Annotated in this window: 14 protein-coding genes; 6 read left to right on the top strand and 8 right to left on the bottom strand. The window is 71.2% G+C overall.

Annotated features, from left to right (window positions below; translation table 11 throughout):
- Window positions 1-204 (top strand): adenosylcobinamide-GDP ribazoletransferase (locus tag GVN67_RS23285; RefSeq protein WP_235035437.1); only part of this gene is annotated, 204 nt, incomplete at its 5' end.
- Window positions 205-262: 58 nt separating this feature from the next.
- Here GVN67_RS23285 and GVN67_RS23280 read toward each other — a convergent pair.
- Window positions 263-1,606 (bottom strand): glutamate--cysteine ligase, encoded by a 1,344-nt coding sequence (locus GVN67_RS23280; RefSeq protein ID WP_159999721.1) that lies wholly within the window; start codon window positions 1,604-1,606, stop codon window positions 263-265.
- Between the two features lie 67 nt (window positions 1,607-1,673).
- A complete protein-coding gene (locus GVN67_RS23275; protein WP_159999720.1) occupies window positions 1,674-2,402 on the bottom strand; it encodes a 16S rRNA (uracil(1498)-N(3))-methyltransferase in 729 nt (242 codons plus the stop codon).
- Between the two features lie 20 nt (window positions 2,403-2,422).
- Here GVN67_RS23275 and ubiA point away from each other — a divergent pair, with 20 nt between their 5' ends.
- Both ubiA and GVN67_RS23265 read left to right on the top strand, forming a co-directional pair.
- Window positions 2,423-3,331, top strand: a complete 909-nt coding sequence (gene ubiA, locus GVN67_RS23270; protein WP_159999719.1) for a 4-hydroxybenzoate octaprenyltransferase — start codon at window positions 2,423-2,425, stop codon at window positions 3,329-3,331.
- A 2-nt stretch (window positions 3,332-3,333) separates the two neighbouring features.
- Window positions 3,334-3,978, top strand: coding sequence for a methyltransferase (locus tag GVN67_RS23265; RefSeq protein ID WP_159999723.1), 645 nt, complete (start codon window positions 3,334-3,336; stop codon window positions 3,976-3,978).
- A gap of 52 nt (window positions 3,979-4,030) precedes the next feature.
- Here the strand turns inward: GVN67_RS23265 and GVN67_RS23260 are convergent, their stop codons facing one another.
- The 6 genes from GVN67_RS23260 to GVN67_RS23235 form a co-directional block, all read right to left on the bottom strand.
- Window positions 4,031-4,816, bottom strand: coding sequence for a hypothetical protein (locus GVN67_RS23260; protein ID WP_159999718.1), 786 nt, complete (start codon window positions 4,814-4,816; stop codon window positions 4,031-4,033).
- Between the two features lie 178 nt (window positions 4,817-4,994).
- On the bottom strand, window positions 4,995-6,146 hold the full coding sequence (locus GVN67_RS23255; protein ID WP_159999717.1) for an acyl-CoA dehydrogenase family protein: 1,152 nt from the start codon (window positions 6,144-6,146) through the stop codon (window positions 4,995-4,997).
- Between the two features lie 24 nt (window positions 6,147-6,170).
- Window positions 6,171-7,361, bottom strand: a complete 1,191-nt coding sequence (locus GVN67_RS23250) for an acyl-CoA dehydrogenase family protein (protein ID WP_159999716.1) — start codon at window positions 7,359-7,361, stop codon at window positions 6,171-6,173.
- 12 nt (window positions 7,362-7,373) lie between these two features.
- Complete coding sequence (locus GVN67_RS23245; protein ID WP_159999715.1) at window positions 7,374-8,552, bottom strand: acetyl-CoA C-acyltransferase; 1,179 nt, start codon at window positions 8,550-8,552, stop codon at window positions 7,374-7,376.
- Window positions 8,549-10,186, bottom strand: a complete 1,638-nt coding sequence (locus GVN67_RS23240) for an AMP-binding protein (protein ID WP_235035436.1) — start codon at window positions 10,184-10,186, stop codon at window positions 8,549-8,551. The genes GVN67_RS23245 and GVN67_RS23240 overlap by 4 nt, the downstream gene beginning before the upstream one ends.
- 5 nt (window positions 10,187-10,191) lie before the next feature.
- Entirely contained in the window at window positions 10,192-12,276 is a 2,085-nt protein-coding gene (locus tag GVN67_RS23235) for a 3-hydroxyacyl-CoA dehydrogenase NAD-binding domain-containing protein (RefSeq protein WP_159999714.1), read from the bottom strand.
- A gap of 136 nt (window positions 12,277-12,412) precedes the next feature.
- Here GVN67_RS23235 and GVN67_RS23230 point away from each other — a divergent pair, with 136 nt between their 5' ends.
- The 3 genes from GVN67_RS23230 to GVN67_RS23220 all read left to right on the top strand — a co-directional run.
- Entirely contained in the window at window positions 12,413-13,222 is an 810-nt protein-coding gene (locus tag GVN67_RS23230) for an IclR family transcriptional regulator (RefSeq protein WP_159999713.1), read from the top strand.
- A 2-nt stretch (window positions 13,223-13,224) separates the two neighbouring features.
- Complete coding sequence (locus GVN67_RS23225) at window positions 13,225-13,746, top strand: histidine phosphatase family protein (protein WP_159999712.1); 522 nt, start codon at window positions 13,225-13,227, stop codon at window positions 13,744-13,746.
- Window positions 13,746-14,593, top strand: an 848-nt coding sequence (locus GVN67_RS23220; RefSeq protein ID WP_159999711.1) for a pirin family protein, incomplete at its 3' end; no start/stop codon positions are given. The genes GVN67_RS23225 and GVN67_RS23220, both read left to right, overlap by 1 nt.

Raw genomic sequence — 14,593 nt, 5'->3', positions numbered from 1 at the left:
CCTGCTTGGGCGTTTTTCGTCGGCGGCCTGGTGGCTGTGGTGCTGGGGGTGGTGTTGCTGCCCTGGTGGGCCGCGGCGGTGGGTTTGGGTGTCGGCGGGGTGGTCGCGTTGCTGGCGTTTCGCCAGGTGGGCGGTCACACCGGCGATGTGCTGGGCGCCTCCGCCCTGCTGGCCGAGCTCGCCGTGCTGAGCGCGGTCTTATGAATGTGGGGGTCCGGGGGAACTCAGTTCCCCCGGCGGGGTCAGGGGCAGAGCCCCTGCCTTAAACCGCTGCTTCCTTGAAGATCTTAGAGACATCCTGTCCCCAAGCTTCGTTGTAGCGCCGCAGCCAGTAGTCGGCCTGGGTTTCCCCGCTGGCGACGACGGCATCCACCGCGTCGAGGTGCCGTTCCTCGCCCAGCCCGCGGGCGCGCAGCCCGCCGCGGGCGATGGCCAGCACCTCGCGGGCCAGGTCGCGCAGCGGGCGGCCCTGGAAGGGGGTGGTCAGCCCGCCTTCCGGCACCGCGACGCGCAGCGCCTGCAGGGCGTCGACCGCCCAGGGGCGGACCAGCGCGGCCGCCGCCTTCTGCGCGGCGTCGTCGTAGAGCAGGCCGGTCCAGAAGGCGGACAGGCCCACCATCATCTCCGGGCTGCCGGCGTCCGCCCCGCGCATCTCCAGGAAGCGCTTCAGCCGCACATCGGTGAAGACCGTGGTGACGTGGTCGGCCCAGTCGCCCATGGTGGCCTCGATGCCCGGGTTGCCGGGCAGGCCGTCCTTCATGAAGGCGCGGAAGGTCGAGCCGGTGGCGTCGATCCAGGCGCCGTCGCGCATGATGAAGTACATGGGCACGTCGAGCACGTGCTGGACGAAGCGCTCGAAGCCGAAGCCGGGCTCGAAGACCACCGCCGGGATGCCGGTGCGGTCGGGGTCGGTCTCGGTCCAGACCCGGCCGCGCAGGGTGCGCAGCCCGGTGGGCTTGCCCTCGCGGAAGGGGGAGTTGGCGAAGAGCGCGGTGGCCAGCGGCTGCAAGGCGAGGGAGATGCGCAGCTTCTCGACCATGTCGGCCTCGTCGCCGAAGTCGAGGTTCACCTGCACGGTGCAGGTGCGCAGCATCATGTCGAGCCCCATGGCGCCGACGCGCGGCATGTAGGTGCGCATGATGGCGTAGCGACCCTTCGGCATCCAGGGCATGTCCTCCCGCTTCGCCAGCGGGTGGAAGCCGAGCGGGGCGAAGCCGATGCCCATCGGCCCGGCGACCAGGCGGGTTTCCGCCAGGTGGTCGGCGAGCTCGGCCGCGGTGCCGTTCAGGTCGACCAGCGGCGCGCCGGACAGCTCGAACTGGCCGCCCGGCTCCAGGCTGATCGAGCCATTGCCGCGCTTCAGCCCGATCGGGTTGCCGCGGTCCAGGATCGGCTCCCAGCCGCGCGCCTCGAGGCCTTCCAGGATGGCGCGGATGCCCTCGGGCTCATAGGCCGGGGCTTCGAGGCCCGCATGGCGGAAGCCGAATTTCTCGTGCTCGGTGCCGATGCGCCAGTCGGCGCGCGGCTTGCTGCCGACCGCGAACCACTCGGCCAGTTGGCGCAGGGAGGTGATCGGCGTGAGATCGGCCTCGCCGGGATTGGACATGCGTACCTTCCGTGCGCCTGCGCGCGGGGCAGCGCCCGGGCGTGAATTGGCTGATAGAGAAAAACACTCAGGAGGGAGCGGCCCAGTCGCCCGCCAGTGCCTGCAGCACGGCGAGTCCCGAAACCGCTGCCGTCTCGGCCCGGAGAATCCGGGGGCCGAGCGCAGCCGGTGAAACAAAGGGACGCCGGCGCACGGCGTCAAGCTCCTGGTCGGTGAAACCGCCTTCCGGCCCGACGAGAAGCCCGACGGGCAGGCGGCGGCCGGCCAGAACCACGCTCAGCGATGGTGCATTGCCGCGCGCGTCGCCGACCAATAGCGGCGCGCCATCCCAGGCGTCGAGGGCCTTGTGCAGGTCGAGCGGCTCGGCGATCACCGGCAGGTCCAGGCGCTCGCATTGCTCGGCCGCCTCGCGGGCGATGCTGGCCAGGCGTTCCAGGTTGACGCGGCCGATGACGCAGCGGGCGGTGAAGACCGGCTGGAGGCTGCGCACGCCGAGCTCGGTCGCCTTCTCGACCACCCAGTCCATCGCGTCGCGCTTCACCGGGGCCAGCAGCAGGCGCAGGTCGGGGCCCGCCGCCTGGGGGCGCAGCAGGGTCTCGGGCACGAAGACGGCCCGGTCCTTCCTGATCGAGGCGATACGCGCCTGCCACTCGCCGTCGCGGCCGTTGAACAGGGTGACGGCGTCGCCCTCCCGCTTGCGCATGACCTGGCCGAGGTAATGGCCCTGGCCCGGCAAGGCTGGCGCTTCCTGGCCCGCCGCCAGGGCAGCGTCGACATAGAGGCGTGGGGTGGACATGACACTCTCCGGCGAGGCTAATGACGACCGTGATTCCGCACACCGATATCCGCGCCCTTGGCTGGGTCGCGCAACTCCCCCCCGGCTTCCGGCCCTATGCGCTGCTGATGCGGCTGGACCGGCCGATCGGGTCCTGGCTGCTGTTCCTGCCGGCGCTCTGGGCCTTCGCCATGGCCGCCCCCGACCTGGCGACCGGGCTGTGGCTCGGGGTGCTGTTCGGCATCGGCTCGGTGGTCATGCGCGGCGCCGGCTGCGTGGTCAACGACCTGTGGGACCGCGACCTGGACCGCCAGGTGACCCGCACCGCCGGACGGCCGCTGGCCTCGGGCGCCGTGCGGCCCAGGCAGGCGCTGGCCTTCCTCGGCCTGCTGCTGGCCATCGGGCTCGCCATCCTGCTGCAGCTGAACCCGCTGTGCTGGGTGCTGGGCGTGGTCTCGCTGGTGCCCGTCGCGCTCTATCCGCTGGCCAAGCGGGTCACCGACTTCCCCCAGGCGGTGCTGGGCCTGACCTTCTCCTGGGGCGCGCCGATGGGCTACGCCGCCGCCACCGGCCGGCTGGATGCGCCGGGGCTGCTGCTCTACGCCGCCGCCTTCCTCTGGATCCTCGGCTACGACACCATCTACGCCCACCAGGACCGCGAGGACGACGCCCTCGTCGGCGTCCGCAGCACCGCCCGCCGCTTCGGCGAGAACACCCGCCCCTTCCTGATGGTCTGCTATGCCGGCGCCCTGGCCCTGCTGCTGGGCGCGGGCTACGCCGCCGGCCTGGGCGCGCTGTTCTTCGCGGCCATGCTGGCGCCGGCCGGCCTGCTGGCCTGGCAGATCGGCCGCCTCGACATCCATGACCCGGCGCTGTGCCTGACGCTGTTCCAGCGCAACCGCGAGGTCGGGCTGCTGGTCGGCCTGGCCTTCCTGCTCGGGCGGATCTGACGCTGGACGACGCTGCAGGCTTCATCGCCGCCCACACCACCCTCGCCCGCCCCGCCCTGGTGCCGGAGGTGGAGCTCCACCTCGCCACCGAGATCACCCCGATCTGGCAGGCCAGCGAATCCTGGCTGGCCCGCCACAACATCGAGCCGCCCTTCTGGGCCTTCGCCTGGCCGGGCAGCCAGGTGCTGGCGCGGCTGATCCTGGATGGGACGATCGACGTCGCCGGCCAGCGCGTGCTGGACTTCGCCGCCGGCGGCGGCCTGGCCGCCATCGCCGCCGCCCGCGCCGGGGCCGCCCTGGTCGAGGCGGCGGAAATCGACCCGCTGGCCATCGCGGCCACCCGGCTGAACGCGGCGCATAACGGGGTGCAGGTCTCGGCCGATACCGGCGACGTGGTCGGCGCCGCGCGCCGCTGGGACACCGTCATGGCCGGCGACGTCTGCTACGAAGCGCCGATGACCGGGCATATCATGCCCTGGCTGCGGCGGCTGGCAAGCGAAGGGGCGACCGTGCTGATCGCCGATCCGGGGCGCGCCTACCTGCCGAAACAAGGGCTCCAGCCCATCGCCACCATGCGCGTGCCCACCACACGAGAGCTCGAGGACCGGGACTTCAGGGACGTCACGATCTATCGGGTCACCGCATAAAAAAAGGCCGGGGGAAGGAATTCCCCCGGACCCCCATCTTTTTTCTGTCTGTTCAGGCGGGTTGCAGGGCCTCGCGTTCGGCGGGCGTCAGGTCGATCCACTTCAGCTGCTCGTCCAACGGAAACACCATCGGCTCGGCCAGGCCAACCGAATCCACCGGAGTCACCGCCAGCACCCGCGCGCCATCCGGCATGAAGAACGGACGCGCCTTCGGCGGCACGGTCCAGCTGTGGCGCTTGCCCTGCTCGTCAGCCACCACCCAACGGCCATTATCGGCCTGCAGCAGCTCCGCCTGCACCGCCCGCATCCGACGGCCCGACAACTGCCTGCGCAGCCGGCGACGCAGCGCCGCATTCACCGACCAATGGCGCAACCCGCCCAGCAAAGCCGCCAGCGCGGCGAAGACCAGCACCGCCGCGCAGGCCAGCCGGTTCCACAACATGTCGAGGCCGAGCGAAGTGCTGACCCATTCCGGATGCGCCGCGTCATACATGACCTGCACGTCATAATCGCCGCTATGCGCATCGACGAAGAAGTAATGCGCGCTGCGCTCGATCGGCGTCAGGCCATCCGGGCGGATCGTCAGGGTGACGTCGCAGGTGGTCAGCACCAGCTTGGTGCGGCACCGCCCATCCGACACGCGGCCGGTGTTGGAAATCTGCGCGCTGTCGCGGATCAGGTAGTCGGTGCGCAGGCTGGGCGCGATGCCCAGCCCCAGCCAGGCGCCGATCCCCGCCGCGCCCGCGAGGCACAGCAGCAGGATCCACAACGCCCGCAGGGTGGAGACCGGCGGCTTCACGGTCAGCGGCCGGTCCGGAAGAGAAATGGCTTGTGTCATCCCTGCCCGGTTAGTCCGGTTGCGGCAGGCGAGGAATGGCCACGACCCGGTTCTCACCGCCTCGTGTCGGCCGGCAAATGCGCCTCACGCAAGCGTGGTCGGTGCCGTGCCGGCAGGGCGCGATGGCCGCCGGCGCTTGCGAGGAAATCCGGCCGCGGGCGAACCGCGGCCGGGTCGGTCAGGCGGCCTCGCCCAGCCCGCTTTCGGCCACCAGCCGCAGATGCTGGTCGGTCTCGCCGAACTGGCTGCCCAGCATGGTCAGCCGCTTGAAGTAGTGGCCGGCCTTGTACTCCATCGTCATGGCGATGCCGCCATGCAGCTGGATCGCCTCCTTGCCGATCAGCTCGGCCGAGCGGTTGATCAGCGCCTTGGCCGCCGCGATCGCCGGGCGCCGCGTGGCCGGGTCCGGGTTCTCCGCCATCATCGCGGCATAGAGCGCCATCGACCGCGCCTGCTCCAGCGCCACCAGCATGTCGGCCGCCCGGTGCTGCACCGCCTGGAAGCTGCCGATCGTCGTGTTGAACTGCTTTCGCTGCTTCAGATAGTCCAGCGTCAGCTCATGCAGCGCCCCCATGGCGCCCACCGCCTCGGCGCAGAGCGCGGCCAGCGCGGCATCCACCACCTGCTCCATCAAGGCGAGGCCGCCACCCTGCGCGCCCAGCAGCGCGTCCTGCGGCAGCAGCACGCTGTCGAAGGCGATCTCGGCCGCCCGCAGGTCGTCCTGGGTGGCATAGCCGCGCCGGGAGACCCCCGCCGCCTTGGCGGGCACAATGAACAAGGAGATGCCGTCGCGGTCGCGGCGGCTGCCGCCGGTGCGCGCCGAGACGATCAGCTGGTCGGCGCTGTCGCCATGCAGCACCAGGCTCTTGGCGCCGTTCAGCAGCCAGCTGGAGCCGACGCGGCGGGCCGAGGTGGCGACGTCGAACAGGTCGTAGCGCGACTGCGCCTCGGTGTGGGCGAAGGCCAGCGTGGTGCTGCCATCGACGATGCCGGGGATCAGCGCCGCCTGCTGGGCCGCGCTGCCGCCGGCGCGGAGAAACCCGCCGCCCAGCACGACGGTGGCGAGATAGGGCTCCAGCACCAGCCCGCCGCCGAAGGTCTCCATGACATTCATGGTGTCGACCGCCGAGCCGCCGAAGCCGCCCTGCTCCTCGCTGAACGGCAGGCCGAGCAGGCCGAGCTCGGCATACTTGGCCCAGAGCGCCGTGCTGTAGCCGCGGCTGTCGGCCTGGTGGTGGCGGCGCTTCTCGAAGTCGCCGTAGTTGTCGTGGATCAGCCGGTCGACGCTGTCCTTGAGCAGGCGCTGGTCCTCGGTCAGGTCAAAATCCATGGTCGTTCTCCTGGCGATGCCCGCTCACAGCCCGAGGAAGGCCTTGGCGATGATGTTGCGCTGGATCTCGTTCGACCCGCCGTAGATCGACACCTTGCGGTAGTTGAAGAATTGCGGCGCCACCGCCTCCGCCCAGTCCGGCCCGACCGGCGGCGCGTTGTGCGAGTGCTCCGGCATGGCGGCGGCGAAGGGGCCGGCGACGGTCATCATCAGCTCGGTCGTCATCTGCTGGATCTCGGACCCCTTGATCTTCAGGATCGAGGAGGTCGGGTCCGGCTTGTCCGACGCCCGGTGCCGCTGGGCGGCGACCATCCGCATCTGGGTGATTTCCAGCGCCTTCAGCTCGATCTCGGCGATGGCGATGCGGCGGCGGAAATCGGCATCGTCCCACAGCGTGCCGTCGCCGGCCGGCGTCTCCTTGGCGCGCGCCTTGACCAGCGCCAGCTTCTCCTTCGAGAAGCCGATGCGGGCGATGTTGGTGCGCTCGTTCGACAGCAGGAACTTGGCGTAGTCCCAGCCCTTGTTCTCCTCGCCGACCAGGTTCTCGACCGGCACCTTCACGTCGTCGAAGAAGACCTCGTTGACCTCATGCGCGCCGTCGATGGTGATGATCGGGCGGACGGTGATGCCCGGCGTCTTCATGTCGATCAGCAGGAAGGAGATGCCCAGCTGCTTCTTCGCGGCAGGGTCGGTGCGAACCAGCATGAAAATCCAGTCGGCATACTGGCCGAGGGTGGTCCAGGTCTTCTGGCCGTTGACGACGTAGTGGTCGCCCTCGCGCTTCGCCGTGGTCTTCAGGCTGGCCAGGTCCGAGCCGGCGCCGGGCTCGGAAAAGCCCTGGGCCCACCAGATGTCGAGGCTCGCCGTGGCGGGCAGGAATTTTTCTTTCTGTGCTTGCGACCCGAAATTCGCGATCACCGGCCCGACCATGGCGACGTTGAAGGACAGCGGCATCGGCACCGCGTTGAACTGCACCTCCTCCACGTAGAGGTAGCGCTGGACGGGCGTCCACTCCTTGCCGCCCCATTCGACCGGCCAGTTGGGCGTGGCCAGCCCGGCGGCATGCAAGGTGCGGTGCGCCGTCGCGATCTCGTCGCGCGACAGGTGGCGGCCCTCGCTGACCTTCTTGCGGATCTCGGCCGGGATCTTCTCGCGGAAGGTCTTCCGCAGGTCGTCGCGGAAGGCGATCTCTTCGGGGGTGTAGCGGAGCTCCATGGCGCTTCTCCTTCAGCAGATCTCGAAGAGCGCCGCGGCACCCATGCCGGTGGCGACGCACATGGTGACGACGGCACGCTTCACGCCGCGGCGGCGGCCTTCCAGCAGCGCATGGCCGACCAGCCGCGCGCCGCTCATGCCGAAGGGATGGCCGATGGAAATCGCCCCGCCATTGACGTTCAGCTTCTCCTCCGGGATGCCGAGCTGGTCGCGGCAATAGATCGACTGGCTGGCGAAGGCCTCGTTCAGCTCCCACAGGTCGATATCGGCGACCGTCAGCCCCTGGCGCTGCAGCAGGCGGGGCACGGCGAAGACCGGGCCGATGCCCATCTCCTCCGGCTCGCAGCCGGCGCTGGCGAAGCCGCGGAAGATGCCGAGCGGCTTCAGCCCGCGCCGCTTCGCCTCGTTGGCCGACATGACGACGCAGGCGCTGGCGCCGTCCGACAGCTGGCTGGCATTCCCCGCCGTCACGAATTTTCCTTCGTGCACGGGCTTCAGCTTCGACAGCCCCTCCAGCGTGGTGTCGGCGCGGTTGCCCTCATCCTTGCCAAAGGTCTTTGTCTGCTTCGACACCTCGCCGGTGGCCTTGTCGGTCACGGCGTAGGTGACCTCCATCGGCGCGATCTCGTCGGAGAAGAGGTTCGCCGCCTGGGCCGCCGCGGTCCGCTGCTGGCTGACCAGGGAAAACTCGTCCTGGGCCTGGCGGGAAATATTGTAGCGGTCGGCGACCAGGTCGGCGGTCTCGATCATGCTGTCGTAGAGATGCGGCACATGCTCGGCCAGCCACGGGTTGCGCGACGCCGCGCGGTCCACCTTCGGCACCGTCAGGCTGATCGATTCGACGCCGCCGGCGACGGCGACATCGACGCCGTCCAGCATGACGCGGCGCGCGGCGGCGGCGATGGCATCCAGCCCGGAGGCGCAGAAGCGGCTGACCACCAGCCCTGGCGTCCCCACCGGCAGCCCGGCGCGCAGCAGCCCGGCGCGGGCGATGTTGCCGCCGGTGGCCCCCTCCGGGTAGCCGACGCCCAGCGTCACCTCCTCGACCGCCGCGGGCTCGACGCCGGCGCGGGCCAGGGCGTGGTGGATGGCGTGCGCGGCCATTTCCGCGCCATGGGTGATGTTCAGGCTGCCCCGCGCGGCACGGCCGATCGGCGTGCGGGCGGTGGCGACGATGACGGCGTCCCTCATGGGGCGGTTTCCTTGTTGGTTGCGGCGTTCGCCGCTTCTTCTTCCTCGCGCAGCCGGGCGGCCATCAGCTTGCCGGCCGCCGAGCGCGGCAGGGCCGAGCGCAGCTCCAGCGCCGCGGGCATCTCGTGGCGGCCGATGCGCTCGGCCAGGAAGCCGCGCAGCCCTTCCAGCGTCATGACGGGCGCGCCGTCGCGCAGCTTGACGAAGGCCTTGGCCGCCTGGCCGCGATAGGCGTCGGCGACGCCGATGACGAGGCATTCCTCGACATCGGGGTGCTCGTAGACCGCCTGCTCGATGGCGGCCGGATAGACGTTGAAGCCGGAGGAGATGATCATGTTCTTCCGCCGGTCGACCAGGGTGAAATAGCCGCCCTGGTCCATCCAGCCGATGTCGCCGGTCTGGAACCAGCCGTCGCGGAACCCCGCCGCCGCCGGCTGCTTCCAGTAGCCGGCGAAGACATTCGGGCCGCGCACGGCGAGCTCGCCATGCTCGCCCGGCGGCAGCACGCGGGTCGGGTCGTCCAGCGCCACGACGCGCAGCTCGACGCCGGGCAGCGGCAGGCCGATCATGCCGGCGCGGCGCGGGCCGTCGGGGGTCAGGCGCGCCCCGGCCGGCGCCGTCTCCGTCATCCCCCAGCCACCGCCGATGCGACATGACAGAAGGTGCTCGAGCCGCTGCTGCACCTCGAAGGGCATCGGCGCGCCGCCGGAGGAGCATTGCTGCAGGCTGGACAGGTCGCGCAGCCCGATGCCCTGCATGTTCAGCAGCGCGATCCACATGGTCGGCACGCCGGGGAAATTGGTCAGGCCGTGCCGCTCGATCTCGCCGACCGCCTGCTCCACCTCGAAGCGGGGATAGAGATAGAGCGTGTTGCCATCGGCCAGGTGCCGCAGGAAGACCGCCGACAGCGCGTAGATATGGAACAGCGGCAGCACGCCCAGCACGCGCTGGTTGCCCGCCAGCGGCGTCTCCGCGTCGCGCCAGGCGCGGTAGATGCTGACGGCGGCGGTCAGGTTGCGATGCGTCAGCATCGCGCCCTTCGGCCGCCCGGTGGTGCCGCCGGTATATTGCAGCAGCGCGAGGTTGTCCTCGCCGAGGCCGGGCCAGTCTTTCAGCGGCTCGGCCAGCGGAAGGGGCAGAAAATCGGGCTGGGCGGGGGCGCGGGCGCCGCCCCATTCGGCGTCGCGCGCCAGATAGGCGCGGGCGATGCCGCCTTCCTTCAGCAGCCGCAGCGCATTGGGCAGCAGCGTCGGGAAATCGACGGTGATCAGCCGCTCGGCGCCGCTATCCTCGATCTTGTGCAGCAGCTCGCGCGGGGCATCCAGCGGCGACAGATGCACCACCACGCCGCCGGCGCGCAGCACGGCGAAGAAGCAGGCCGGGTGCCAGGGCGTGTTGGGCAGGTACAGCGCCACCCGTTCGCCCGGCTGCAGCCCATCGGCGATCAGGCCCGCGGCGATGCGGTCCGCCATGGCCCGCAGCGCCAGGAAGGAGACGCTGCGGTCGCGATAGACGAGGGCCGGCTTGCCGCCATGCTCGGCCGCGGCGCGGTCCAGCAGGGCGGTCAGCGTGCCGGTCTCGATCGGCGCGTCCCAGCGGGATTCGGCCGGGTAGGAAGCCTGCCAGGGGTGCACGGCGCTCAGGCCGCCTTGGCCTGCGTCGAAAAACCCTGGCTATCGGCGGCGAGGCGGGCCAGCAGCGGCGCCGGCTTCAGCGTCTCGTCGCCGGTCTGCGCGGCATAGAAGGAAAGCCGCTCGGCGACCTTCGCCAGGCCGACGGCATCGGCGTGGTGCATCGGCCCGCCCTTCCAGGCCGGCCAGTTGTAGCCATAGAGCCAGACGACATCGATATCGCCCGGTCTGGCTGCGATGCCTTCCTCGAGGATGCGGGCGCCCTCGTTGATCATCGGATAGATCAGCCGCTCGGTGATCTCTTCCTGGGAAATCGACCGGCGGGTGATGCCCTGCGCGGCCGAGGCGCGCTCGATCAGCGCCTGCACCTCCGGGTCCGGCTGGCCAGTGCGGGCGCCTTCCGGATAGGCGTAGTAGCCGCGCCCGGTCTTCTGGCCGAGCCGCCCGGCCTCGCACAGCGCATCGGCCACCACGGCGCGGGTGCCATTGGCCTTGCGGATGCGCCAGCCGATGTCGAGGCCCGCCAGGTCGGCCATGGCGAAGGGGCCCATGCGGAAGCCGAAATCGGTCAGCGCGCGGTCGACCTCGGCCGGGCTGGCGCCTTCCAGCAGCAGCCGCTCGGCCTGGGCGGTGCGCCGCGACAGCATGCGGTTGCCGACGAAGCCGTAGCAGACGCCGACGACGACCGGGACTTTCTTCAGCTTGCGCGCGATGTCGACGGCGGTCGCCAGGGCGGTCGGCGACGTCTTCTCGGCGCGGACGATCTCGAGAAGCTTCATGACATTGGCCGGGCTGAAGAAATGCATGCCCAGCACGTCATCGGCGCGGCCGCTCGCCGCCGCCATGGCGTCGATGTCCAGGTAGGAGGTGTTGCTGGCCAGCACGGTGCCGGGCCTGGTGATCGTCCCGAGCTTGGCGAAGATTTCCTTCTTCAGCTCGAGCTCCTCGAAGACCGCCTCGATGACGAGGTCGGCTTCGGCGGCCGCCTCCAGCCCGACCGCGCCTTCGATCAGCGCCAGGCGTTCCGCCCGCGCCGCTTCGGTCAGGCTGCCGCGCTTGACCGAGACGGCATAGATATCGGCGATCCGCTTCTGGCCGCGCGCCAGGGCTTCCGCATCGGTCTCGATCATCCGCACCGGAATGCCGGCGTTCGCAAAATTCATGGCGATGCCGCCGCCCATGGTGCCGGCGCCCAGCACCGCCGCCTTCGCCACCGGCCGGGCGCGGGCGTCCTTCGGCTGGCCGGGGATGCGGGCGGCCTCGCGCTCGGCGAAGAAGACATGGCGCAGCGCCTTGCTGCGCGGGTCGTCGCGCAGCGCCACGAAATAGTCGCGCTCGGCCTGCAGCGCCGCGGTCATCGGCAGGTCGAAGCTGTTGCGCACCGAGCCGATGATGGCGGCGACCTGGGGCTCTTCCGCCGCGCGCTTGGCCAGGGCATCGGCCGCCTTCTCGAAAGCCTCGCGGGCGCCGGGGGCGTCCAGCTTGCCGCGGTCGGCGTCGATCGGCGCGGGCAGCGGACCGGCGGCCAGCTGCTTCACGGCAGCCTTGGCCGCGGCCAGCAGATCGCCCTCGACCAGCGCGGCGGCCAGGCCCAGCGCCACGGCGCGCTGCGCGTCCACCGGCTCGCCCGAGGCGATCATCGGCAGCGCCAGCTCGGCGCCGATCAGCCGCGGCGTGCGCAGCGTGCCGCCGGCGCCGGGCAGGATGCCCAGCTTCACCTCCGGCAGGCCGAGCTTCGCCTGCGGCCCGACCAGCCGGACATGGCAGCCGAGCGCGAGCTCCAGCCCGCCGCCGAAGGCCACGCCCTGGATGGCGGCGACCAGCGGCTTGCTGCTGGCCTGCATCGTCAGGATGACCTCGCCGAGCGCGGGCGGCACCGGCGGGCGGCCGAATTCGGTGATGTCGGCGCCGGCGACGAAGGCGCGGCCGGCACCCGCCAGCACCAGGCCGATCACCGCGTCGTCGGCGAGCGCCTGGGCCAGCGCCGCCTGCACGCCCTGGCGGACATCGGCGGACAGCGCATTGACCGGCGCATGGTCGATGGTGGCGACGGCGATGCCGTCCTCGACCCGGTAGGACACGGTTCCGGCCATGGCTGCTCTCCCCCCTTGCTTGGCAAGCGCCGCGGCGCTTATTCTGCACTGCAGAATTCAGTTCTGCATTTGGTGGCTATCGGTCGCGCAAACCGCGCGGCGCGTCAAGTCACCGCCTGATCCCGGACGCCTGCCGATGCCCCGCCAACGCCGCCCCCGCGACCCCGATGACGACGCCCTGCCCGCCAGCGAGGACCGGCATTTCGTCACCGCCCTGGCCCGGGGCCTGGAGGTGCTGGGCTGCTTTCGCCGCGGCGAGGCGCTGCTGGGCAACCAGGAGATCGCCGCCCGCACCGGCCTGCCGAAATCCACCGTCTCGCGGCTGACCCACACGCTGACCGAGCTCGGCTTCCTGCACCATGCGCCGGCGGTCGGGCGCTACCGGCTGGGCATGGCGGTGCTGTCGCTGGGCAGCGCCATGCTGGGCGGGCTGGATATCCGCCGCATCGCCCGCCCCCTGCTGCAGACCCTGGCGACCGAGACGCAGAGCATCGTGGCGCTGGGCAGCCGCGACCGGCTGGGCATGGTCTATCTGGAGCTGGCGCGCGGCGACGCCGCCGTGGCGGTGAACCTGGAGGCGGGGTCGCGCATTTCCCTGTCCAACAGCGCCATGGGCCGCGCCTGGCTGGCGGCGGCGACGCCGGCCGACCGCGCGGCGCTGATCCCCCAGGCGCGCGACCCGGCGAAGCTGGAGGCGACCATCGCGCGCGCCCTGGCCGAGCGAGAAGAATTCGGCTGCTGCTGCTCCTTCGGCGACTGGCAGCCGGATGTGAACGCCATCGCCATGGGGTTCCAGCCCGGCGGCGGGCTGCCGCCGATGGTGGTGAATTGCGGCGCGCCGTCCTTCCTGGTCTCGCCGGAATACCTGCTGCAGGAGGCGCGGCCGCGGCTGCGCGCGGTGGTGCGCAAGCTGGAGCATTGCATGGACCTGGCGCTGACGGCCTGATCATGCGCGCGGCCCTGATCCGCCATTTCCCGACGGCGATCGCCCCGGGCCTCTGCTACGGCCGGCTCGACCTGGCGCCGGGGGATGGCGACGTGGCGGCGCTGCGGGACGGCATCGCGCAAGCGGGCCTCGACACGGCGCCGATCGTCAGCAGCCCGGCGCGCCGCTGCCGGGCGCTGGCGGAAGCGCTCGCTGACGGGCGTTCAATCACCTTCGACGACCGCCTGCTGGAGCTGGATTTCGGCGACTGGGAAGGCCTCCCCTGGGACGACATTCCCCGCGCCGCGCTCGATGCCTGGGCGGCGGATGTCGCGAACTTCGCGCCCCCGGGCGGTGAATCCGGCGCCGCCCTGCTCGCCCGCGTCACGGCCTTCCATGCGGCGCTCGACGGCGATAGCGTCGTCATCGGCCATGCCGGCCCGCTGAAGCTGCTGGCCGCCCTGCTGCGCGGCGACCCGCCCGACCTGCTGGCGCCGTCGCAGCCGATGGGCGCGCTGGTCCTGGCCCCCTCGGAGGAAGCCTGATGCTCGACGCCGTCATCCTGCCGCGCAGCCACGACATCGGCGGCTTCGAGGTGCGCCGCGCCTTGCCGGCGAAGGAGCGCCGGATGATCGGCCCCTTCATCTTCTTCGACCAGATGGGGCCAGGGGAATTCCTGACCGGCCAGGGGCTGGATGTGCGGCCGCATCCGCATATCGGCCTGGCCACGGTGACCTACCTGTTCCAGGGCAACATCCTGCACCGCGACAGCGTGGGCTCCCGCCAGGCCATCGCCCCGGGCGACGTCAACTGGATGACCGCCGGCAGCGGCATCGCCCATTCCGAGCGCAGCGACGCGGCCAGCCGGGCGCATCGCCAGCCGCTCTACGGCATCCAGTCCTGGGTCGCCCTGCCGGCGGCGCTGGAAGAGACCGCGCCGCGCTTCGCCCACCATGCCGCGGCCGAATTGCCGAAGCTGGAGGATGGCGGCGTCCGCCTGCGCCTGATCGCCGGCGAAGCCTTCGGCCAGCGCGCGCCGGCCGAGACGCTGTGGCCGCTCTTCTACGCCGATGCCGCGCTCGATCCCGGCGCCCGACTGCCGCTGCCGGACGGGCATGAGGAACGCGGCGTCTACCTGCTGGAAGGTTCGCTGCTGATCGCGGGCGACTGGCACGAGGCCGGGCGGATGCTGGTGTTCCGCGCTGGCGACCGCATCACGCTGACGGCCGGGGCCCAGGGGGCGCGGCTGCTGCTGCTGGGCGGCGCGGTGATGGACGGGCCGCGCTTCATCTTCTGGAACTTCGTCTCCTCCCGCCGCGACCGCATCGAGCAGGCCAAGGCCGACTGGCAGGCCGGCCGCTTCGCCAGCGTGGCCGAGGATCCCGGCCCGCC

Source organism: Roseomonas sp. 18066, from assembly GCF_902706185.1.
In the GTDB taxonomy this organism is placed as follows: Bacteria; Pseudomonadota; Alphaproteobacteria; order Acetobacterales; family Acetobacteraceae; genus Pseudoroseomonas.
This window is presented reverse-complemented; position numbering and strand designations above follow the sequence as displayed.

Bases quoted from the DNA above. Each gene is read 5' to 3' on its own strand.
- GVN67_RS23280 (WP_159999721.1), bottom strand. From the start codon at position 1,606: ATGTCCAATCCCGGCGAGGCCGATCTCACGCCGATCACCTCCCTGCGC.
- GVN67_RS23275 (WP_159999720.1), bottom strand. From the start codon at position 2,402: ATGTCCACCCCACGCCTCTATGTCGACGCTGCCCTGGCGGCGGGCCAG.
- ubiA (WP_159999719.1), top strand. From the start codon at position 2,423: ATGACGACCGTGATTCCGCACACCGATATCCGCGCCCTTGGCTGGGTC.
- GVN67_RS23260 (WP_159999718.1), bottom strand. From the start codon at position 4,816: ATGACACAAGCCATTTCTCTTCCGGACCGGCCGCTGACCGTGAAGCCG.
- GVN67_RS23255 (WP_159999717.1), bottom strand. From the start codon at position 6,146: ATGGATTTTGACCTGACCGAGGACCAGCGCCTGCTCAAGGACAGCGTC.
- GVN67_RS23250 (WP_159999716.1), bottom strand. From the start codon at position 7,361: ATGGAGCTCCGCTACACCCCCGAAGAGATCGCCTTCCGCGACGACCTG.
- GVN67_RS23245 (WP_159999715.1), bottom strand. From the start codon at position 8,552: ATGAGGGACGCCGTCATCGTCGCCACCGCCCGCACGCCGATCGGCCGT.
- GVN67_RS23235 (WP_159999714.1), bottom strand. From the start codon at position 12,276: ATGGCCGGAACCGTGTCCTACCGGGTCGAGGACGGCATCGCCGTCGCC.
- GVN67_RS23230 (WP_159999713.1), top strand. From the start codon at position 12,413: ATGCCCCGCCAACGCCGCCCCCGCGACCCCGATGACGACGCCCTGCCC.
- GVN67_RS23225 (WP_159999712.1), top strand. From the start codon at position 13,225: ATGCGCGCGGCCCTGATCCGCCATTTCCCGACGGCGATCGCCCCGGGC.